At 61.4% G+C, this 19,409-nt stretch carries 18 protein-coding genes and 1 pseudogene; 1 reads left to right on the forward strand and 18 read right to left on the reverse strand.

The genetic code is table 11. The features are described 5' to 3' along the window. Window positions 1-58: 58 nt before the first annotated feature. The 18 genes and pseudogenes from MJ643_RS08750 to MJ643_RS08835 all read right to left on the reverse strand — a co-directional run bounded on the left by MJ643_RS08750 (window position 59) and on the right by MJ643_RS08835 (window position 18,355). A complete protein-coding gene (locus tag MJ643_RS08750) occupies window positions 59-451 on the reverse strand; it encodes a hypothetical protein (RefSeq protein WP_247726759.1) in 393 nt (130 codons plus the stop codon). Between the two features lie 23 nt (window positions 452-474). Continuing rightward, window positions 475-726, reverse strand: coding sequence for a hypothetical protein (locus tag MJ643_RS08755; RefSeq protein ID WP_172441138.1), 252 nt, complete (start codon window positions 724-726; stop codon window positions 475-477). Between the two features lie 378 nt (window positions 727-1,104). Continuing rightward, a complete protein-coding gene (locus MJ643_RS08760; protein WP_247726760.1) occupies window positions 1,105-2,640 on the reverse strand; it encodes a DNA cytosine methyltransferase in 1,536 nt (511 codons plus the stop codon). A 522-nt stretch (window positions 2,641-3,162) separates the two neighbouring features. Continuing rightward, a complete protein-coding gene (locus tag MJ643_RS08765; RefSeq protein ID WP_247726761.1) occupies window positions 3,163-5,172 on the reverse strand; it encodes a DNA topoisomerase III in 2,010 nt (669 codons plus the stop codon). Window positions 5,173-5,481: 309 nt separating this feature from the next. Continuing rightward, on the reverse strand, window positions 5,482-5,877 hold the full coding sequence (locus MJ643_RS08770; protein WP_247726762.1) for a single-stranded DNA-binding protein: 396 nt from the start codon (window positions 5,875-5,877) through the stop codon (window positions 5,482-5,484). Further along, window positions 5,874-6,431 (reverse strand): DUF3158 family protein, encoded by a 558-nt coding sequence (locus MJ643_RS08775; RefSeq protein WP_247726763.1) that lies wholly within the window; start codon window positions 6,429-6,431, stop codon window positions 5,874-5,876. The genes MJ643_RS08770 and MJ643_RS08775 overlap by 4 nt, the downstream gene beginning before the upstream one ends. Continuing rightward, a complete protein-coding gene (locus MJ643_RS08780; protein WP_247726764.1) occupies window positions 6,428-7,210 on the reverse strand; it encodes a PFL_4669 family integrating conjugative element protein in 783 nt (260 codons plus the stop codon). Before MJ643_RS08780 ends, MJ643_RS08775 begins: the two co-directional genes overlap by 4 nt. A 168-nt stretch (window positions 7,211-7,378) precedes the next feature. Next, window positions 7,379-8,566 carry an STY4528 family pathogenicity island replication protein gene (locus tag MJ643_RS08785; RefSeq protein WP_247726765.1) on the reverse strand — a complete coding sequence of 396 codons (1,188 nt, stop codon included), beginning with the start codon at window positions 8,564-8,566 and terminating at the stop codon, window positions 7,379-7,381. Between the two features lie 3 nt (window positions 8,567-8,569). Beyond that, window positions 8,570-9,130, reverse strand: coding sequence for a DUF2857 domain-containing protein (locus MJ643_RS08790; RefSeq protein WP_247726766.1), 561 nt, complete (start codon window positions 9,128-9,130; stop codon window positions 8,570-8,572). 17 nt (window positions 9,131-9,147) lie between these two features. Further along, on the reverse strand, window positions 9,148-10,821 hold the full coding sequence (locus MJ643_RS08795; protein WP_247726767.1) for a ParB family protein: 1,674 nt from the start codon (window positions 10,819-10,821) through the stop codon (window positions 9,148-9,150). Next, entirely contained in the window at window positions 10,814-11,047 is a 234-nt protein-coding gene (locus MJ643_RS08800; protein WP_172441129.1) for a type II toxin-antitoxin system HicA family toxin, read from the reverse strand. Before MJ643_RS08800 ends, MJ643_RS08795 begins: the two co-directional genes overlap by 8 nt. After that, entirely contained in the window at window positions 11,034-11,894 is an 861-nt protein-coding gene (locus MJ643_RS08805) for a ParA family protein (RefSeq protein ID WP_172441128.1), read from the reverse strand. Before MJ643_RS08805 ends, MJ643_RS08800 begins: the two co-directional genes overlap by 14 nt. Window positions 11,895-11,924: 30 nt before the next feature. Beyond that, window positions 11,925-12,134, reverse strand: coding sequence for an AlpA family transcriptional regulator (locus tag MJ643_RS08810; protein WP_172441127.1), 210 nt, complete (start codon window positions 12,132-12,134; stop codon window positions 11,925-11,927). Window positions 12,135-12,620: 486 nt separating this feature from the next. Next, window positions 12,621-13,523: a LysR substrate-binding domain-containing protein gene (locus MJ643_RS08815; RefSeq protein WP_247726768.1), complete on the reverse strand. Its 903-nt coding sequence runs from the start codon at window positions 13,521-13,523 to the stop codon at window positions 12,621-12,623. Between the two features lie 1,013 nt (window positions 13,524-14,536). Next, a pseudogene (locus MJ643_RS08820) lies at window positions 14,537-14,776 on the reverse strand (PAS domain-containing protein); the annotation flags it as partial. Continuing rightward, window positions 14,773-17,019, reverse strand: a complete 2,247-nt coding sequence (locus MJ643_RS08825; RefSeq protein WP_013973358.1) for an EAL domain-containing protein — start codon at window positions 17,017-17,019, stop codon at window positions 14,773-14,775. The gene MJ643_RS08825 and the pseudogene MJ643_RS08820, both read right to left, overlap by 4 nt. 170 nt (window positions 17,020-17,189) lie before the next feature. Next, a complete protein-coding gene (locus tag MJ643_RS08830; protein ID WP_013973357.1) occupies window positions 17,190-17,501 on the reverse strand; it encodes a hypothetical protein in 312 nt (103 codons plus the stop codon). Window positions 17,502-17,668: 167 nt separating this feature from the next. Continuing rightward, a complete protein-coding gene (locus tag MJ643_RS08835) occupies window positions 17,669-18,355 on the reverse strand; it encodes a FadR/GntR family transcriptional regulator (protein WP_013973356.1) in 687 nt (228 codons plus the stop codon). A 262-nt stretch (window positions 18,356-18,617) separates the two neighbouring features. Here MJ643_RS08835 and MJ643_RS08840 point away from each other — a divergent pair, with 262 nt between their 5' ends. Next, entirely contained in the window at window positions 18,618-19,403 is a 786-nt protein-coding gene (locus MJ643_RS08840) for a transporter substrate-binding domain-containing protein (RefSeq protein WP_013973355.1), read from the forward strand. Window positions 19,404-19,409: the final 6 nt, after the last annotated feature.

Consider the following 19,409-nt stretch of genomic DNA (forward strand, 5'->3'; position numbering starts at 1 on the left):
GGCCCCAAGGGACGTATGTCCCTCGGGGGCTTGGGAAAAATGGAGGCTGAGAGCAGGCTCACCAGCCGTCGTAGTGCAGCACCAGATCGGCGATGACCTTGCGGCGTTCCAGATCGAGACCGCCGAGGTCGGCAAGTCCCTCGAATTGGCAGCGTTTAAGCATCGCGCCACCTTCACTGGCGTTATAAAAACTGACCATCGCGGAGAGAAACATCCGTTGTCTGCCGCTCAGAACGCCTAGGGCGTCATTGAGCCTCAGTACGTTCGGCCGTAGCTCCCACTTGGTCTTGGCTTGTTGCATTTCTTCGTGGGTGCTGTCGCCGAACCACTCGACACCTGCGATTTGGATGCCTCGCTTCCAGGCTCCCAAAAAGGCTGTTGGTGCATTGTCGAAGTGCAGGATTTCCCGCGCGATCTGATCAAGTACGTCTTGGGGTAAAGACTGATTCATGATGTGCTCCCGATGGGTAGGGGTCAGGACTGGAGGCGCTGTTGCCAGTCGCCTGTTGTCAGGGCCTGGTTGGCTGTGTGAAACGAACGGAAGTACTCGACGGACTCGCGCGATACCGGACCATCTTCGTCGGCGGTGCCGATGTAGTAACCGGCACCACTGCGTAGCACCTGAAGGGGCCGGCGCTCGCCAAGGTGGGCCAAGGCCAGGTAGCCGACGGATTCGGCGCGAGCCTGATCGACGCTGAGTGGGGCGGGTGAAGACGCATGGGACATGAAAACCTCCCGGTTGAAGTGGAAGCACCGGCACCCGTGGGCGCTCATCCGTAGGAACGGTGCGAAACGAACTGGTTGGGTCGGCGCGGAGAATTCCACGGTGCAGCTGGGGACCCGTGCTGCGGGCATGATGTCGACCGAGGTCGACGACACATGGGGAGCAGCTTCGAGCGGCTAGGGGAGTGCGTCAGCGGGCAATGGGAAACCGGCAGCCCTCTGATTGAAGGAGGGAGCGAGCGGTGCATGCTGGTGTGTTCTGGCGGGAAAAAAGAACGCTCCCGAAGGAGCGTTCATGGGACAGGTCAGGCCGTGACCTCCTGCAGTTTGCCGCTGCCGTTGAAGATCAACTGTACGATCGCCCCGGCCATGGTGGCGCGGTCATGTCAGCACCTGTAGCAGCCGTTGCCCGACCCAGGCGATGCAGGGCACCGCCATTGAGTTTCCGATCGCCTTATAGCGCGGGGCATCTGTAGCCAATTTGCCACGGTACGGGATCAGCGTGTAGTTGTCGGGCATGCCTTGTAGCCGCTCGCACTCCATCGGCATCAGCCGCCGCACGCGCCACTGTAGCCAGTTCTCTGAGCAGGGATCGTTCTGCTCGTAGTGAAAGTGCACTTCGTGGCTGGGTACCAGCACGTAGCCTTTGTCGCCGCCACCATTGCAGGTCCGCAACGTCGATGAGATACCATCCCTCGGCTCAGCGGCCAGGCCATGCTCACGGTCGCGCAGAGCCACGCTGAGCACCATCGGCATGCCCTGGCCGGGTTTGCCGCCGCCGGTAGACAACGCCCCGGCGATTTGCCTGTGGCCAGATTCCCAACGCAGCTCTCCGCGTGAGTTCTGCGCAAATGCGATGGCCGGCATCACCGTCGTGCGTAAGGTAGGTGCCAGGTTCGCCGCTGCATCTGCCCCGAAGTCCTGGGCCGTAAAGGCAATGATCGGAATGCCGCGACCAGTGCCATCCTCACTGCAGCCTTTGCCATTGTTCGCTGTATTGAGGGTATGGCTGATGGAGCCGGTGACTGACTGAACAAGTAAGGTATCGGTCTCGAAATCGCCTTTAGTGCCGGCCTGTGCCGTCAGGCAGGCGGCGACGTCAATCGGCCCCGTGGTGTTGCCGCCACCGAAGCCAAAGGACACCAAAATCTTGCCGTAGGGCTGGTTCAGGTGGGCATAGTCGACTGACTCAGCAGAGCAAGATGCAACAGAAGTGGCAAACTCTTGCCACGGTGCGCGGCTCTGCGCAGGATGCCCTCGCACGCTGTCTGACTCAAAAAGTACCTCGGCGGGATCGAGATCCTCTCGACCACTTGCCACAAGAATGATTCTTCGCCTGCGCTGGGCGACGCCGAAATATTGGGCGTCGAGCAGCCGCCACGCAACGCGGCGGCGGGGTCCAAACACACAACCTGCGTGCGTCCACCGGGTCCCTGGCGGCTCGAGCGGACTGCTTTCGCCGGCCAGTGCGCCCAAGAGACATCCGAAGGCATTGCCTCGGTCGCTAAGGACGCCTGGTACGTTTTCCCAGACGAGCGCTGCCGGTGGGCGGCGGGTTTCGAGACGGGCTTGATCGATGGCATTTGCGAGCTCCACATAGCTGAGGGTCAGGGCACCGCGCGGATCGTCCAGCCCATGGCGGGCACCAGCGATGCTGAACGATTGGCACGGTGTTCCACCGACCAGGATGTCCGGTGCCGGTACTGTGCCGGCGAGTACCTGGGCGGCGATCTGCTGCATGTCTCCGAGATTGGGGACGTTGGGGTAGTTGTGGGCGAGGACTGCGCAAGGAAACGGTTCGATCTCTGCGAACCAGGCTGGCTCCAGACCGAGTGGTTGCCAGGCGAGGCTGACGGCCTCGATGCCGCTGCAGACGCTGCCGTACTGCAGTGGGGGCGTGTGGGGTTGAGGGTGCATGTGGTTATCTCCTGTTCATGGTCCCAGCGGCGATGCGCTCGCCGAACCGGCTCGGATAGGCAGGAGAAAGGTGCCGAGGGCCTGGGCCTTCGGCTGTCGAGGAAGAAACCACCTGTGAATTGATGCAGGGAGTGGCCGTCGTCGAAGCCATCCGCTGTTGCAGCGATTGCACTCGACCCTTGTCGTGGCTGGGGTCGAAATCCTTTGGCACGCATCTGCGCACAAAAGGAACCCGTTGTTTCGCCGGCGGGCACCGGCGCTGAATACCGTTCGACCCGAAGGGTCTCCTGGGGGCTCGCCCGGCTATCGAGACAAGGCACCAGGGGACCCTTCGGAACGAAAAATCAGCCGATTAGAATGTCCGTGAGATACGGGCTGCGGATGAGTCCGCCTTCTCGTCAAACCAGCGAAGCGCCGGCGACGGGCACACGTTGCAGAAGGATGGTGCGTGCTGGGTTCCTCGCGGGCGCGAGGTATGCGCATCGACTGTGATCGATACGATGGGGGAGGTGGGGCCTCGACCTATTTTGAGGCCTGTCGCGGCTTGCGTGTCGCGCTGCGTTTTGCGCTGGCTTGCTGGATGGGCAGGGTGCCTTTGCAATCGGGATAGTTGCGGCAGGACCAGAAAGGACCAGTCTTGCCGGTGCGTTGACGGGTGGCACTGCCACACAGCGGGCAGGCGGGCCCCTCGGGTAACTTGATGGACAGGGCGGTGCCGTGATACTGCTGCACGAGCTGGGTGATCCACATGGATTGCTTCTCGACGAAAGTATTCAACGTCATGCTGCCGGATTCGATCATGTCCAGGGCTTGCTCCCAGACGGCGGTGGTGCCGGGGTCGGTAATGGCTGCTGGCACCGCATCGATGAGCGTGCAAGCCGCTTCTGAGGCGCGAACGGCACGACCTTTCTTGACCAGATAGCCGCGGTCGAGCAGGCCTTTGATGATGCTGGCGCGCGTGGCTTCGGTGCCGATGCCTGTGGTTTCTTTCAGCTTCTGCTTCAACCGGGGATCAGTGACCAGCTTGGCGACGCCCTTCATGGCCTTGACCAGATCGCCTTGGGTGTAAGGTTTTGGCGGTTGCGTCTTGAGTGCCTTCAGATCGACGAGGCCGACCTGGCAGGACAGCCGTTCGCGCATGGCCGGCAACACTTGGCTGCGCGCTGTCGACTCACCATCCGCGTCGTCCACTTCCGGTACGGCCAGTACTTGGTGCCAGCCGGAGATGATCACCTGCTTGCCGATGGCCTGCAGACTCTGACCACCGCACAGCAACTGCGCAGTGGTGCGGTCGAACTCGTGATGCGGCAGGAACTGTGCGAGGTAGTGCGCGCGGATCAGCTTATAGACCGCCAGCTCTTTGTCGCTCATTGCTGACAGGTTGGCCGGCTCCAGGGTTGGAATGATGCCGTGGTGGGCCGAGACCTTGCCATCGTTCCAGGCGCGTGAGCGCTGAGTACGGTCGAGCTGATCGAGCAATGGGCTCAGGCTGGGATCGGTGGCGAGCACGGCGGCGAGTACAGCTGGCACCTCGGCGAGCATACTTTCGGGCAGGTAGCCGGAGTCTGAGCGCGGGTAGGTCGTCGCCTTGTGCGTCTCGTAGAGGGCCTGTGCAATGTCGAGCGTTTCCTGCACGTCGAGGCCCAACTGGCGCGAACACACTTCCTGCAGGGTGCCAAGATCGAATGGCAGCGGTGGGCCTTCGCGCACACGTTCGGTTTCGACCGAAACCACCTGGGCGCTACCAGCAACGCGCATGCGATCGGCAGCTTGTTGCGCTATCGCCTGCTGCAGGCAGCGGCCGGTGTCGTCGGTGTAGCCCTCCGGTGCGATCCAGTTGGCGAGGAAGGATTGCCCGCCCGCCGATAACGCAATCTCGACGGTCCAGAACGGCACCGGAACGAAGCGCGAGATCTCACGGTCGCGGGCTACCACCAGCGCCAGCGTCGGTGTTTGCACCCGCCCGACCGACAGCACACCGTCGTAGCCGGCCTGGCGCCCGAGCAGGGTGAACAGGCGACTCAAATTCATGCCAATGAGCCAGTCGGCACGACTGCGAGCGAGTGCCGAGTAGTACAGCGGCAACGTCTCGTTCGACGGTTTCAGCGCACCCAGCGCTTTACGGATACTCGCGTCGTTGAGTGCCGACAGCCACAGCCGCTGGATCGGCCCGCGATAGCCGCACAGGTCGATGATCTCGCGAGCGATCATCTCGCCTTCGCGATCCGCATCGGTTGCGATCACCAGCTCGCTGGCCTGGCCGACGAGCTGCTTGACGATCTTGAATTGCGCGGCGGTTGTGGCCCTCGGTTCGACGCGCCAGCGCTCGGGAATAATGGGAAGCTGCTCGATGGTCCAGCGCTTGTACTGCTCGCCGTAGGCTTCTGGTTGCACCGCTTCGACCAGGTGACCAATGCACCATGTCACGACGGTGCCCGCTCCGCTGTAACAGCCGCTTCCGCGCTGGCCGGCACCCAGGACGCGGGCGATATCCTTGCCCTGGGACGGTTTCTCGCAGAGGAACACGCGCATACAGCCTCCGGGGCGTGTGGTCATCGATGACCCACAGCATTCCCGTCAGGCGCGTATGCGGCAGCAAACAACGCGGCATCGGCAAACACCAGGTTGCATTGCTGCGGAGCGCTGACGAGCGAGTGGAGAAATCGGCAGGTATGCCGCTATCGGTGCGGTGTACGTGAATCAGGATCAGCAGGGCGTGGAGTGTATGAGCTGGCAGTAGTTTGATCACCAGAAGCTTTGTTATGCAGGGGCGCTGGAACTCAGTGGAACTCGGTGGAACTATCCCCAGGGGATAGTTCCACCGACGGCTGTTGCTGGGATTCAGCCCGTAGCTTCTGGCGGTTCTCCAGCTTGTTTCGGGCTCAGCTTCACGGCTTCGAGCCGGTAAGGCAGGATGCCGACGCGCCGAGCCTCGATCTTGAACGTCACGCGTTCGTTCTCGTCGGCGTCTTCCCACTCATCGCGGACGGTGCGCCCCTCCACCAGCACCCGCATACCTTTCTGATACAGCGACTGCCAGTGCTCGGCTTCGCGGTGCCACAGCTCCACGGGAGCCCAATAACCGCCGCGATCCTCGAATCCGTCCTTGGTGGGAACGGGGTTGTCGAAATACACGTTCAGGCGCAGCAGCCGCCGTGGTTCGTCATTGCCGTTCGGAAACTCCCTGAATTCTGGCGCAGAGCCGATGTTCCCTTCGCCTGTGAAGTGCGTGCTCATAATGATTCCTCGAGGTGGGTGGTGCCGGTGGGGGCAGCGTGTTTGCTGACACGCTGCAGGTAGCTCGATTCTGCCAGGGCGACTTTGCTGGCGCAGGCCTGGGCCTGGCGGCCCAGTGTGTGGAGGAGGCTGATTTGCATGTTCAGAACGATGCGATCGACCTCCATGGCAAAGAGGTCGTCGATCAGCGGGTCGGGTGTGTTGGAGCTGGTGATCAGCGCCTGCCACAGCGCCACGCCCATGGCGGAGCGGTCGGGCCTGCGCCAGCGGAGAAACACGGTTCCCGCACCAGTCGTCTGCTGGGCCAACTCAACGGGCAACAGGCGGAAGGGGTAAGCGGCGGCCTGCGCCAGCACCCTCCGCTGCGCCAGCTGGATCAAGTCGTCGCGCAGCGTGCGGCACTGGCTGGCCCACTCGGTAAGCGTCCCCTTACCTTTAAAAGGAAAGGGACGTAAAAGGCCTTTTAGATAGGCAGCGTGTTCCAGTCGCTGGAAGTCGGCCTGCTCCAGGGAATAGTAGCGACGAGCTGCCGCAGATGTCGGGGTGGTCGTCATGCTGGCGCATCCCCGCTGTCTTCCGTCTCCGTCGCCGAGGCGTCAATGCCCTCGGTCGGGAAGTCGTCGTCCACGTCATGGCTTGTGGAGGCTGCGAGGGCGGAGCGCCGGACGATCGGAGGGGCGTAGCGCGAGCGTCGGGTGCCTTCCAGCACGTCCTGGGGCAATTCCCCGAATTTCTCGATGGCCGCCCGGGCTGCGGCATTGCGCGCGGCGAAGTCGTCCCTGGTGCAGCCTGAGAACCGATACTGCTGCGCCAGCGAGAACAGGCTGCGCAGCGTGTGGGCGCCCTCGTTGAGCCAGCGTTCGAGGGTGCTGCGGTCGATGAGCGCGGTGTGATGCGCGAGGATCAGCTTGCGCGCCAGGTCGTCGTAGTCGGCCAGCAGATAGACCGCCAGGAATCCCAGCTGCGCATTGACGAACAGCGGCAGCTTGACCGGCTGGACGTTCAGGTTTTCGCCGAGTGACAGCGCCGGCGGCACGTCGGCCAGCGCCAGGTCGACCTGATCGCGCAGTTCCTGCAGCGTGTCCTTGGTCTGCGCCAGCTTTTCTTCGATCCGCAGCATCCACCAATCGCTGTACGGATCGTCCTGCTCGGCCCCCCGCTTGATCTTGTTGGCGATGGCGATGAAACCGTTCAGACCGACGATGCCGGGTTTGCCGTCGCTTGCGGCGCGACCGTGCCAGATGCGGGAGGCGTGGTGGGTGTGCAGCGTCAATGCCATCGAGCTGCGCAGTGCCCCGAGGTTGAGCTGGAGAGGTTTTTCGTCGTTGGCCATGAGGGCGACTCGCGTAGGGGAATGAGTCGCCAGCTTGCGAAGCGGACGGAAGGCAGTCAGTTGACAAACCGCATCTGACGCCAGCCGGGTTTGCTGCGCGGAAGGGTGTCTGTTGCAACTATCCCCAGGGGATAGCGCTATGGAAATCCATCGCGGTATGCCGTCGCGTCATTTCCGGTTCAAGAGGGCGTGCAGGCTCGCCAAGTGCGCTTGAACAACTTCAGGGCTGGCTGGTCGGGAGGCGGTTGCTGACGGTGGGGCACTGGGGTTGCTGCGCCCCGGTGCCGCCCATGCTTTGAACTCGCCACGGATGGCTTTCTGAATGACCCCGAACAGATAGCCGGCGGGGTTGCGGACGTGGCTGTCGCAACAACGCACTTCCCACTCGTCGAGCACGGCTTGTTGCTGTTCGGCCTCGACCTGCTGTAGGGCTACCAACGCGCCGGCCTGCTGTTCGCACTTCAGCGCAAGAAAGCGCTCGGGCAGCCGCAGGTGCTGGAGTTCTCGCGCGCGCGGTACTGTACGTACTGAATTATTTATACGAGTACTCAGTACTTCAGTACGGTCCTGCTTCGGATTCCGAAGAGGGCCGATTTTGCTGGCTTCCGCACCTGCTTCGGAATCCGAAGGCAGCGGTTCACCATTCCGAAGAAAGGCGTCGGCGCCTTCTTCGGCGCCTTCTTCGGAGTCGTGGGAAGTCTGTGCTTGTGGATAACTTTCGTGCGCGGCCATTCCGCCCTGAGCCAGGCGCTGCGCAAGCACCTGCAGGCGTGTTGGTAGCGTGCGGCTGCAGAGCATCGGGTCTTCAGTGAGTTCCTGGATAGCGTGGTAGCCGACCCGCTGAATGGCCTTGCTGGCGTGATTCAGGGCATGGCTGACCAGCCCCAGATATTCTGGGTCGAGCTGCATCGTCTCAAAGGGCGTGAGCGGTTCGTCGTGCAGAACGTAGATATTGCCCCGGATGCGGCCGGTCTTCGGATCGCGCCGGCGGCGCACGAGACTGAGCCAGCGCGTCAGGCGCAGCAGCGTCAGCGCCCGCGCCACGGTTTCGTGCGAAGCCTGTTCCGCGCAGGGGGTCGACGCAAGGTAGGGGCGGAGCTGATCGTAGGTAGGGAACGCGGTGACCCCATCGCTATTGAGTAGCAGTCGAAATACTTGCCAGGCGTTGCGTTCCAGCGGAGTTAGGCGGCGGTCGAGAAACAGCGCGCGAGGCACGCTCTCCTGGCGACTGCCGCTGTACAGAAAGCCGTCGCTCGCTGGCGCAGAGTTCGTTGCGGGCGCGAGCTGCCGCAGGGCATCGTCGAGCAGCGCTGAAAGCGAGGTGGGGCCTGCCGGTCGTGAGCTTGGCGGCACCATGGCTCACACCAGACCATCATCGATCCAGCTTTTTATCGCGGCCCAGATCACGGACATGGGCAGTGACAGCACTTCGGCGAGATCCATGGTTAGCGACAGCATCGCGGCGTCATCGTCCAGGGAGATATGGCGCTCGTCGACGCCAGCCTTCCAGTGCTTCCACAGCGTCGTCTCCTGCTTCTCGTTCAGGACAGGATGCCGACCCTTGCGTTTGGGCAGTCCGATGATGTCGCGCCTCAGCGCTACCTCCTGGTGCGTGAGGCCGTAGAACTTACTGACCATCTCGGTACTGGCCCCGAGCCGCAGCATGCGATCGACGGTTGCGATCTCCTGTTCGATGTCGTTCAACTGGCCGACCAGGCGCCACAGGACGTCGGTATTCACCGTGACAGAGCACCACGGCACCTGGGCGTTGGCCAGCAAGCTGACCAGCGCGGGCTGCTTCAGCACGTCAAGTTCGCGCTCGCTGAACCCCATTGCAAGGCAACGGCGCAGCTGGCCGTTACGCAGGTCATGCAAGGCTTGAGCGACGACAGCTTGATTCAGCGGATGAGGTGCCGACATGGTTGCCTCCGGCCCGTTCAGTCGCCGGCGTCGTCTGGGTTGGTCTCCAGATCGAGCAGTCGACGTGCCAGTCTCACTAAACGGAAAAACTTGACCAAACCGTTGTCACTCAGGCGAAGGGGAGCTCCCGCATCATGGAGGTCGCTCCCCAGGAGCAGAGCGCCCAGGTTAACGTCGCCCTGCGGCTCGACGTCGTAATGGAGGCTCAACCCGTGCAGCAGCGTCAGCACCATGCGCCCGAACGCCGATGAAGTCTTGGCTTGCTCGGGAGCCGCGCACGTGAAACCGATGCCGGCATCAAGCGGCTCGATGCGGTCGATCAGCTCGGCCTCCTCGGCGATTTCCTGCGCGAACTGCGCGATGTGGATGCGCAGGCGATCCGGAGAATCCAGCCCAGGCTCGATGAACCAGATGTCGGTGATCGGAAACAGCCCGCCGACCTGCACCGGAATGGCTTGCAGTACGGTGTCCGCGAACACCGGCAACTGCTCGCCGGTCTGATCGGCGACCAGCTGCTGGATGGCCTGCAGGCGCTCGGTGGTGGCGGCGGGCGAGACGATGTGGTCCTGCAGGCGCGCCCTGGCGTCATCTTGCGGTGGCGCTTCTGCCATCTGCCCCTGCGTAGCTGATGGTGGTGGCGGCGAGGGGGAAGCATCCGGTGGCGTTGGTAGCTGCGCCGCGGCGGCGCCGTCCTGCGCTGGCGCCGGTGCTGGTGCAGGTGCAGGCTTCGGTGTGGTCGGGGGCCTGATCGCGATTGAGCCAGAAACATCGTCGGCTGGCGTCGACGGCGGGCTGCTCACCGCGCGCTGGCGATGCTCGGTGCTGTCGATTTCCAGTTCCAGTGCGTTGTAGTCGGCGCCGAGGGCGTCCGCCATCTGGCCGATCAGTTCGTCCCGGACACGCCCAATAGAAAATGCCTCCGGCTGCGCATCGAAGGGGGCGAGGACGTCATGGAACAGCGTCTCGAACTCCGTCGACAACGGTCTCCCACTCGCGTATTTCTCCCACGATAATTCAGCGGCTTTGCGCAACACCGACAGCCGTTCGACCTGGTGCCGCCCCAGTCCGTTGTACAGCACCGTGGGGATCACCGGGAGCAGGTAGCGCACGGTGTCCTGCATGCGACTGATGTGCGACTGCTGGACCGGGTATCCGTCGGCACTGAGGCGACGGGCGAGTTCGGATTGCGACAAGGGCTTGCCGCTCTCCTGCTCGTAGAGTTCACGAGCTTTCTCGACGCCAAGCGCGCGCTCGATGAACGTCAGTCCGCCGTGCAGTTCGTTTTCGGCCAGGTGCCCGGTGAGCGCGACGATCTCGCCGCGCTCAGGCCACGGACGGAACAGGCACGGGATGCGGAAGAAGCGCTCGTCCCGTGTCTCGGACCACAGTTCGCGCAGGATGGATAGTCGGGTATTGCCGCCGTTGCGAATGATGTAGTGATCCGCACCGGGCCTGCGCGTGATTGAGGGTGGTGCATCGAGGCCGCGCTCGCGAATCGACGCTTTGATTTCGTCGTAGAGTGGGTTGCGCGTGATGCGTGGATCGAGTTCATACGGGAACAACTCGTCCAACGTCACGATCATCGGAGTTTCGACGATCGGGTCGCTGAGTGTCTGTGCGACGGGACCGCTGCGCGAGAAGCCTTCCTCAAGCAGTTTGCCCGCCATTTCTTGCGGCGTGACGTCAGCCATTTCCACCTCCCGGCAGGTTACGCGTGGCGCGGCATAGACGTGCCCAGGCGTTTTGACTGGAGCGGTAGTCGCTGGCTGTCGAACTGGTGAATATTGGCGGCAGGCCAGGCTTGGTGAATTTCAGGTAGCCGCCGCCGGTGCGGCCGACTTCCCAGCCTTCACTCAGGGCAAATTCGATCAGCGGCAATAACCGCTTGTGGTCGCGGCACAGCTCATGGGCGCTCATGGGATGGTTTCCCACCGGTTCGGCCGGTCACGCCGACAAACTGCTCCTGCCATTGCGGGAAAAGTTCGCTGGCCAGCGAGCGCATCGTCTCCAAGGCCGCCGGCGCCTGGCGTCCGGACGGGCGCCGGTATTCGACCCGGTGTACGGGTTGGCCTGACGTCGCGGCGCGAGGGACCGCTTCGATTGCAGGCACTTCGGTGCGGAGAATCTGGATCTCGCTGTGCTTCCGGAAGATCAGACGCAGCGTCTGCTGGACCAGGCGGGCGTTCGAGGAAACTGCGGGCACGCGGTTGATCAGCAACTGCAGCGGTGGCGGCTGGATACCCAGGTAGCGGTACGGGGCGATCGCATTGATGAGCTGCAGCGTGCCTCGCTGCAATTCGCGGGCGGCCAGGATTTCGGGAGTGATGGGGGAGATGGCCAGGTCCGCAGCGAGCATGGCCATCTCCAGGAGGACGCTGCGAGCGCCCTGGGTGTCGATCAGCAGCAGGTCGTAGTGAGGCCGGAACAGCGGCAGCAGGTTGCGCAACCGCAGGCGCCCATCGGCCGCGTGCAGCAGCAGCGTTCCCAACTGCTGGTGCTCATCGTTGGATAGCACCACATCCAGCCCTGGGATCACCGTGTGCGATACTAGCTCCGACAGCGTTTGCTCGTTGAACACCAGCAGCTCGTAGATGCCGCAGGGCGCACGATGGGCGAGTTCGTAGTAGGACGACAGCGTGGGCTGCACGTCCAGATCGATCATCAGCACCCGCTGTCCCGCGTCGGCAATGAAACCGCCCAGGTTGGCCGCGACGGTTGTTTTACCGACTCCGCCCTTCGTCGAAATGATCGCAATGACTTGCATGGCTCGCTCCCCTTCAGTGGTGGAGCGGCGTCAAACGCGCTCTTTGAGGCGTTCAGTGATCCAGTTGTCTATTTCGGCGGAGTCCCAGCCGACCGCACGAACACCCAAGCGCAAGGCCTTGGGAAACTTGCCTTCTTTCATCAAGTTGTAAATATGTGCGCGCTTGAATCCGGTTTTGGCTTCAACTTCGGCGCGGCGGAGGATGCGCCGCTCCGCAACAGGGGCATGCTCAGTGGACATGGTGGTCACTCCTTAATGCTTGGCAGCACTCATGGATGTGACCCGTAGTAGATGAGCGTCACTCCATTGAACGCATCAAACAATCGGATCGTGCTGACCACCGGATTTATCGGAGCGCCGTTACATCGGACGGAACCGATTGCCTACTGATTTGATGGCATACACTGTCAAGCCGACCCGTACGCGCTCAACTATTCGTTGCGCCTTGAACTTGATCAAGATCAAAAATGGAAAGTACCTGTCGCAGGGCTAACAGGTTTTGTTGACTGCGCTTTTTTGTCGCCTGGATGACAAAAAAAGTCGGGGGAAAGTAGGAGGGGTTCTCATCTTCCGTCTGGCATCAATCTTGGAGGCCGTCCACTTTCACGCGTGGCGAGAAACCGTGGTTATTCGGCGATGGAGCGACAATTTCGGTCCGTGGCGTGACGAAAAGAACACGACCCTGGCGGCGTAGGCCAGGGTCATACTGATCACTATCGGGAAAATTTATGAAGCGGTTGCCAACTCGCCAACTTCCTGGGCTCGGGCAATGAACCTGGTTAGCTCTTCGGAGCGCGGCTTGTCAAGCATGGTGAGAAACGTCGCCGTGCTCGGTACGTCGTCTGTGACAGGGCGAATGATCACATCCGGGTGATTGTACAGAGTGACCTGTGACGCCAGCCCAACGCCAATGCCATAGCCTGCTGCAACCAGCATCATCATCGGTTCGTGCCCTGAAACATATTCGGATATCGAGGGCTGCGGCAGTGTGTACTGGCAGAACCAGCGTCGGATGACGTCGTATCCACCCGAGCACCGTTCGGGATCGCAAAGGATCAACGAGTGGCGGGCAATTTCTGCGAGAGGAATCTTTTCCAGGGAGAGGAGGGGGTGATTCCGGGGTATGGCGATGGCGGGGCGATCCGTCCAGACGACCTCTTTCACGTACCCGTCGTTCAGTTCGGTATGCACGGTGAAGCCGGCGTCGATCTGGTCGTGCCGCAACGCCTTGACCATCTCGCTGACCGTCATCTCGACGATCTTCACTTCGGTGAGAGGTTCTTCCTCCCGGCAGCGGGCCAGCAGCCGGGTCAGTCGCGGTTGTGCGAGGCTGTCGGTCAGGCCGATGCGCAGCCGTCCCCGGTAACCTCGCGCTGCAGAATGCACGCGAGTTCGAGCGCCTTCCATGAAGACGAGTATTCGGCGGGCTTCTTCCAGGAACACCTCACCCGCCCACGTGAGGCGGATGCGCCCCCTGGTCCGCTGGAACAGACGAACCCCCAACTCGGCCTCCAGCTCCTTGATGGCCCTGGATAGTGGGGAGGCCTCAATGTGGACCCTTGCAGCGGCCCGCGAGAAGCTCAGCTCTTCGGCGACGACCAGGAAGTAGCGAAGGTGACGCATCCTCATACAGCAGCCTCCTTACTGTGCTGTGGTGTTTTCCATAGGAACAGAACGCCATCATTCAACCTCGTGGTCGGACCTTCGGGGCCGTCGTTTGCAGAAAAATGCTCATTGAGGTTCCTTGCGATTACTGGCGCTTGCCCCATGAGTAGAAAAGTAGACATTGGGGATCATCAGCACAGAGACATTTCGTTAGGCTCACTCGCAGAAAAGCGTCATCCGTTGGGCCGTAAGGTGCTGGCGGGGAAGGGACGATCCCCTGGCGGTCGAGGAGCTCTCCCATCATTCAGGGGGAATAGGGCGAGCGGAAGCCGGTAGCGCCTCTTGGCTCGCCTTAGAGAAAAAATTGAAACAGGGGTTGCTTGCTCCTCCAAACAAGTCCATAATTGCGTCCGCTGCCGACATGGTGGTTGCGGAAAACTCTTTACAATCAAAGAGTTAGGAGATAGATTCTTGTCTCGTTTCCCGCTCCAAATATAGATTTACAGGGTTCCATGGAAGTCTGTAAATCATTGAAAAAAGACGCTTCGGCGTCTTTTTTCGTTTCAGTCAAAGCCACTATTGCATCCAGGTGTTGAGCGGTAGATGTTTGCCATCACTGCTGTGCACCGCTCGCTAATTTCATGGCTCCGCCTTTATGGCGCTCGTGCTGGCCTCGAAGCGGCGTGGCCTTCCCAGCCTCAAGTTGATTGAGGTGTTTGCTCACACTGTGGCGGTAGCGGACCGTCGGTAGGCCTACTGCAGGCCGATGATAGCGTCCGATGGCTGGCTCCAGGTTACTCGTTACAATGCGCACGAAGGTTCATAAGGCTCGTGAGCGTAGCTGAGTGCTGCTCCCCTTGAGTTGCCGCCAAGTGCAGGCGTTCACTCAGCCACATGATCTGCGCAGCTTTCTGATAGAGCTCCTGTACCGAAAGACTCACATGTGGCCGTAACAGCGCCAGGCTGCTTTGCCTGGCGCCATCGTGCACGGGTTGGATCAAGCCGTGGCGTAGTCCAAGCCCCTGCGCGACCTCCCACATCCACGAGCGCCCATCCTTGAGTGTCTGCCACATATGCGCAAAAGCTTCTGGCGGCATGTCCGGGTGGCGCACGATGTTGTGATTGACGCCGAGCAATTCGGCTTCACTGAATCCGCTGATGTTGATGAAGTCGGGATTGACGTAAGTGATGGCGCCCTTTGGGTTGGTTGTTGAAAGAATGTTCGCGTTTGCGCTGAATTCGACGGCACGACCACTGACCGGAAGATTGTTTTTCATTGTTTTTCTCCTGAACTGACAGGTACGCGCCGCGTAACTGCGCTTCCTTCGAAACGGTCTTCTGTGCTGAGCAGGTGTTGTATCTGAGCGGCGGGTTGTGGCCGGCTGAACCAGTAGCCTTGGGCGTAGTGGCAGCCTTCACCGACCACGAATTCGAGTTGCGCCGAACTCTCGATGCCTTCGGCCACCACTTCCAGGCCGAGGCTATGGCCGAGAACGATGATTGCCTGGCTGATCGCGCTCTGTTTGTTCTCGTAAGGCACGCCGGTGATGAAGCTCTTGTCGAGCTTGAGGATGTGCAGCGGAAAGCGCGTGAGGTAGCCGAGCGAGGAGTAACCCGTGCCAAAATCGTCCAGCGCCAGCAGAACACCAAGGCTGGTCAGCTCATGCAGACAGGCCAGCGTGTCCATGTCGTCATGCATCAGTTGGCTTTCGGTGATCTCCAGGATCAGGCTGGCGGGAGGCAGGCCGCTTTCTTGCAGGATATCGATCAGCCGGAGGGTGAAGTCGGCTTGTTGCAATTGCGTGCTGGAAATGTTCACCGAGCAGCGCAGGCGCTCATGCCCGGCCAGTTGCCAGGCCCGGGCCTGCTGACAGGCCTGGCGCAGTACCCATTCGCCGACGCGGATGATCTCTCCCGATTCCTCCAGCGCAGGGATGAACTCCAGTGGCGAGATCAGACGTTCGCCATGGCGCCACCGCAACAGCGCCTCGACCCCGGTCACCAGAGGTGTCCCTTGGTCCAGGTGATAGATCGGTTGGTAGTACAGTTCGAATTCATTCTGTTGCAGTGCCTGGCCTAGCGCGGATTCCAGTTCCAGATGCTGCTGCGCGGTATCTTGCAATGTTTCGTCGTAGTGGGCGTACCGCGCCTTGCCGGCAGACTTGGCTCGGTAGAGGGCAAGGTCGGCAGCCTGCAGCACATCCAGGGCTTTGCCATTGTCGTGCAACGGAGCGATGCCGATGCTGGCGCTGACCACCAGGGTTCGACCGTCCATGTGCAGCGGTTGGTGCAGGTTGTCGAGGATGCGTTGGGATATCTGCTCGGCGTCGCGGTCGCAGGTGAGGTCGTGAAGCAAAACGATGAATTCGTCTCCGCCGAAGCGGAACAGTTGGTCAGTGGGGCGCAGCGACTCTTTCAAGCGCCTTGCCACTTCCACCAGCACGCGATCACCGACGTTGTGGCCGAGGCTATCGTTGATCAACTTGAAACGGTCCAGATCGATGAACAGCAGCGCTTCGTAGTCACCGCCCTTGCGCTGCTTCCTGAAGGTCTTCTGCATTTGCTCGTCAAGCCGGATGCGGTTGGCCAGGCCGGTCAACGGGTCATGCTGGGCGGTATGTTGGAGGCGCTGCTCGGCATCCTTGCGTGCACTGATATCAGACTGCGAGCCAGCCATGCGTAGCTCGCCAGGGTTGGTCATTTCGGCGACCCCTCGCACGAGGACCCAGATGTAGTCGCCGTTGTGCTTGCGGATACGGTACTCGTGGTGAACGGATGATGTCTGCCCTTGAAGATGGGCATCGATGGCATGGCGAAAATCGGGCAGGTCGTCCGGGTGCACGCGACCGAACCAACTGGAACTGCTCTCGCCGATGCTGTCGCGGCTGAGGCCAAGCATGCTGGCCCAACGCTCTGAAACGTAAAGCCGGTCCTGATCGACATGCCAGTCCCACAGCCCGTCGTTGGCACCGCGCAGCGCGCGGGCGAAGCGAGCCTCACTATCTTCCAGCGCCTTGTGCTGGGCCGCACTGTAGGTATCGATGGCCAGCGTCATGTCGAAGAACACTGCCTTCAACAGGCTGGAATACAGCGTGGCATCCGGGCTGTCGCCGAACACGCTTTCAAGCATGTCGTCGAGGTAAAGCCGATAGCTGCCGAGATACCACTTCAGCTCCAGGCCGATCTGCTGATGGATCACACCGATGCGCAGGCGGCCGTTGACGTAGGTTTCATCGTAGGGGCCGCTCCACAAGCGCTGGTAATACTCAGCCTGGCTCTGCTTCAAACGGGCGGTGACTTCCGGCGTGCGAAGCAACGCGGACGGCGTGGAAAATTCCGCCAGGTGACGGTACAGATGGTCGACGAAAGCTTGCTGGGACGGGGCCATGTACTGAGCTGCTACGCCTAGTCGTCTGGCATCTTCGGCGCTCCAGTCGAGAAAGCGAAAACGTTCGACAATCTCCGCATGGTCGAGACGGATACGCTTGATTAATTCCTCGAGGTCTTTTGTCACCTTCATTCACATCCCCCGGTGTTGGAGAAGATTCCTTTTTGCTGAACAAAAAAAAGCGCCGTGACAACAAGTTCTGCTCAAGAACTTGTTGTCACGGCGCTTCGTCTTTCAGGCCTATTATCCTGCTCGGCAAAGCCGGTTCCCGCAGGGCGGAACCTGGTGATGGCACATTCACATCACTGGGGATCTTCCGACAATTTATCCAGCAATGCAACCAGGCGTCGCCGCAGCAGCCCCAGTTCGCGGGATTTGAAGGCGTGTCGGGTCTGTTCGAGAACCTCGGTGGCATCCAGCAAGGCAGCCTGTATCTGCCCAGCCGAGCCCAACTGGGTTTCACCGAGCCAGCGGCAAAGCGGGGCCACGCTGCAATTGCCAGGCGTACTCAGCACCTCGCAATCGGGTGCTACAGGCGCCAACAACTGGCGCAATTGATCGGCCAGTTCAAGATTGTTGCAGATAATTCTGGTTGCCAGGTTGGACTCGCTCATCAAACTGCATTCCCATATGTTTGGTGTGCTGTTTACAACACCGCCCATGGCGTTTGACTGATTCAGGTCAATGCTGAAGCCTTTCCACTTACCCTGTGAGGGTGATGTTGCCGTGTGTTGTCATGCACGGGGTCGCTGGCCTGGTATTCCGGTGTTTGGCTGACCAGTCAACATGGGAACACCACGTTCGTGCGCGATGCCGCGTTGCGGATATGCTCCTGCATTGCACGCTGTGCCCCGGCCTGGTTGCCACGGGCAAGCTGGCGCAGGATCTTGCGGTGTTCCTGCCAGGTCTCCATGGCGCGTTCAGGGCGAATGAACGGCAACTTCTGGCTCTCCAGGAAAATGTCCTGGCTGGTGGTGATCACCTGCAGCATGGCGTGGTTGCCACTCGCTTCCAGCAGGCGGCGGTGAAAGGCGAAGTCCAGGCGCGCTGCGGCCTCGAAATTGCCGGCGCGCAGCTCCTGGCGCATCGACTCGACATTGGCTTCGAGCGCATCGATGTCCGCTGCCGTCAGGTACAGCGCCGCCAAGCCGGCGGCAAACCCTTCGAGTGCATAGCGCAGTTGGAAGGTATCGACGGCGGATACCTGTTCGGCATAGGGCCAGGAGAAGCCGGTGGCGGATGGCGGCGCCTGGACGAATACCCCCTTGCCCGGTTGTACGCTCACCAGCCCCAAGGCGCTCAAGGAGGACAGCGCCTCGCGCAGGGAGGCGCGGCTTACACCCAACTGCTCTGCCAGGTCACGTTGGGAGGGCAGGGCATCACCGGGCTGGTAGTCGCCTTCCTGGATCAGTTTGCGGATAGCCTGCAAGGCGATTTCCGGAACTGCGCGGGGGAGTGTGTCGAGCATCTGTTCAGACCAGCTGGCAAGGGGTCTGCGCTTTTTAAAGGCTTTACCGGTTGCCTGGCAAGTATCGCCCCATGCTGACGCAGCGGGGCAGGTGGCTGCACGAAAGGGGGGCGATGGCAGAGGGTAGGCGCTAGCTGTTCAGACCAGTAAGACCGCGTGATGCCAAGGGGCGAAAGCGTATTCCGGGGCTGCCGGGCAACACTGGCACGGCCTGTGCTTTTCGGGCTAGGCAACTTCTTCGCATGCACCCGAGGCATTTTCCATGAAAAACATCCGTTCCTTGCTTCTGGCCGCCCTGGTTTGTGGCGGCGTCATGAGCGTTTCCCACGCCCAGGCCGATGCGCTGGCCGACATCACTGCCCGGGGCGTGCTCAAGGTAGCCGTACCCCAGGACTTCCCTCCCTTCGGCTCGGTGGGGCCGGACCTCAAACCTCGCGGCCTGGACATCGACACCGCGCAGCTACTGGCTGACAGGCTCGGCGTCAAGCTGGCGCTGACCCCGGTCAACAGCACCAACCGCATTCCGTTCCTCACTACCGGAAAGGTCGACCTGGTGATTTCCAGCCTGGGCAAGAACCCGGAGCGGGAAGCGGTGATCGATTTTTCCCGCCCCTACGCACCGTTCTACCTGGCAGTGTTCGGGCCGGCCGAGACGTCGATCGACAATATCGGTGCCGTTGCCGGCAAGACCATCAGTGTCACGCGTGGCTCGATCGAGGACATGGAGTTATCCGCGGTCGCCCCTCAGGGTGCGGTCATCAAGCGCTTCGAGGACAACAACTCGACCATCGCCGCCTACCTGTCGGGCCAGGTCGAGCTGATCGCCAGCGGCAGCGTGGTAATGGCTGTCATTGCCGAGAAGAACCCGAACAAGGTGCCGGTCATGAAGGTCAAGCTAAAGGACTCGCCAGTGTACGTGGGGCTGGCCAAGCAGGAGCCGGCCTTGCTCGAGAAGGTCAACGCCACTCTGAATGCGGCCAAGGCCGACGGCAGCCTCGACCGCAATGCCGAAAAGTGGCTGAAGCAGCCATTGCCGGCCGACCTTTGAACGGCC

It is taken from the genome of Pseudomonas sp. PNPG3, from assembly GCF_023093815.1.
Taxonomy (GTDB): Bacteria; Pseudomonadota; Gammaproteobacteria; order Pseudomonadales; family Pseudomonadaceae; genus Aquipseudomonas; species Aquipseudomonas asiatica.

Excerpts from the sequence above, each read along its gene's own strand:
- MJ643_RS08840 (WP_013973355.1), top strand. The coding sequence starts at position 18,618 with ATGAAAAACATCCGTTCCTTGCTTCTGGCCGCCCTGGTTTGTGGCGGC.
- MJ643_RS08805 (WP_172441128.1), bottom strand. The coding sequence starts at position 11,894 with ATGCAAGTCATTGCGATCATTTCGACGAAGGGCGGAGTCGGTAAAACA.
- MJ643_RS08830 (WP_013973357.1), bottom strand. The coding sequence starts at position 17,501 with ATGAGCGAGTCCAACCTGGCAACCAGAATTATCTGCAACAATCTTGAA.
- MJ643_RS08800 (WP_172441129.1), bottom strand. The coding sequence starts at position 11,047 with ATGAGCGCCCATGAGCTGTGCCGCGACCACAAGCGGTTATTGCCGCTG.
- MJ643_RS08825 (WP_013973358.1), bottom strand. The coding sequence starts at position 17,019 with ATGAAGGTGACAAAAGACCTCGAGGAATTAATCAAGCGTATCCGTCTC.
- MJ643_RS08815 (WP_247726768.1), bottom strand. The coding sequence starts at position 13,523 with ATGAGGATGCGTCACCTTCGCTACTTCCTGGTCGTCGCCGAAGAGCTG.
- MJ643_RS08765 (WP_247726761.1), bottom strand. The coding sequence starts at position 5,172 with ATGCGCGTGTTCCTCTGCGAGAAACCGTCCCAGGGCAAGGATATCGCC.
- MJ643_RS08790 (WP_247726766.1), bottom strand. The coding sequence starts at position 9,130 with ATGTCGGCACCTCATCCGCTGAATCAAGCTGTCGTCGCTCAAGCCTTG.
- MJ643_RS08780 (WP_247726764.1), bottom strand. The coding sequence starts at position 7,210 with ATGGCCAACGACGAAAAACCTCTCCAGCTCAACCTCGGGGCACTGCGC.
- MJ643_RS08760 (WP_247726760.1), bottom strand. The coding sequence starts at position 2,640 with ATGCACCCTCAACCCCACACGCCCCCACTGCAGTACGGCAGCGTCTGC.
- MJ643_RS08810 (WP_172441127.1), bottom strand. The coding sequence starts at position 12,134 with ATGTCCACTGAGCATGCCCCTGTTGCGGAGCGGCGCATCCTCCGCCGC.
- MJ643_RS08795 (WP_247726767.1), bottom strand. The coding sequence starts at position 10,821 with ATGGCTGACGTCACGCCGCAAGAAATGGCGGGCAAACTGCTTGAGGAA.
- MJ643_RS08775 (WP_247726763.1), bottom strand. The coding sequence starts at position 6,431 with ATGACGACCACCCCGACATCTGCGGCAGCTCGTCGCTACTATTCCCTG.
- MJ643_RS08750 (WP_247726759.1), bottom strand. The coding sequence starts at position 451 with ATGAATCAGTCTTTACCCCAAGACGTACTTGATCAGATCGCGCGGGAA.
- MJ643_RS08835 (WP_013973356.1), bottom strand. The coding sequence starts at position 18,355 with ATGCTCGACACACTCCCCCGCGCAGTTCCGGAAATCGCCTTGCAGGCT.
- MJ643_RS08785 (WP_247726765.1), bottom strand. The coding sequence starts at position 8,566 with ATGGTGCCGCCAAGCTCACGACCGGCAGGCCCCACCTCGCTTTCAGCG.
- MJ643_RS08770 (WP_247726762.1), bottom strand. The coding sequence starts at position 5,877 with ATGAGCACGCACTTCACAGGCGAAGGGAACATCGGCTCTGCGCCAGAA.
- MJ643_RS08755 (WP_172441138.1), bottom strand. The coding sequence starts at position 726 with ATGTCCCATGCGTCTTCACCCGCCCCACTCAGCGTCGATCAGGCTCGC.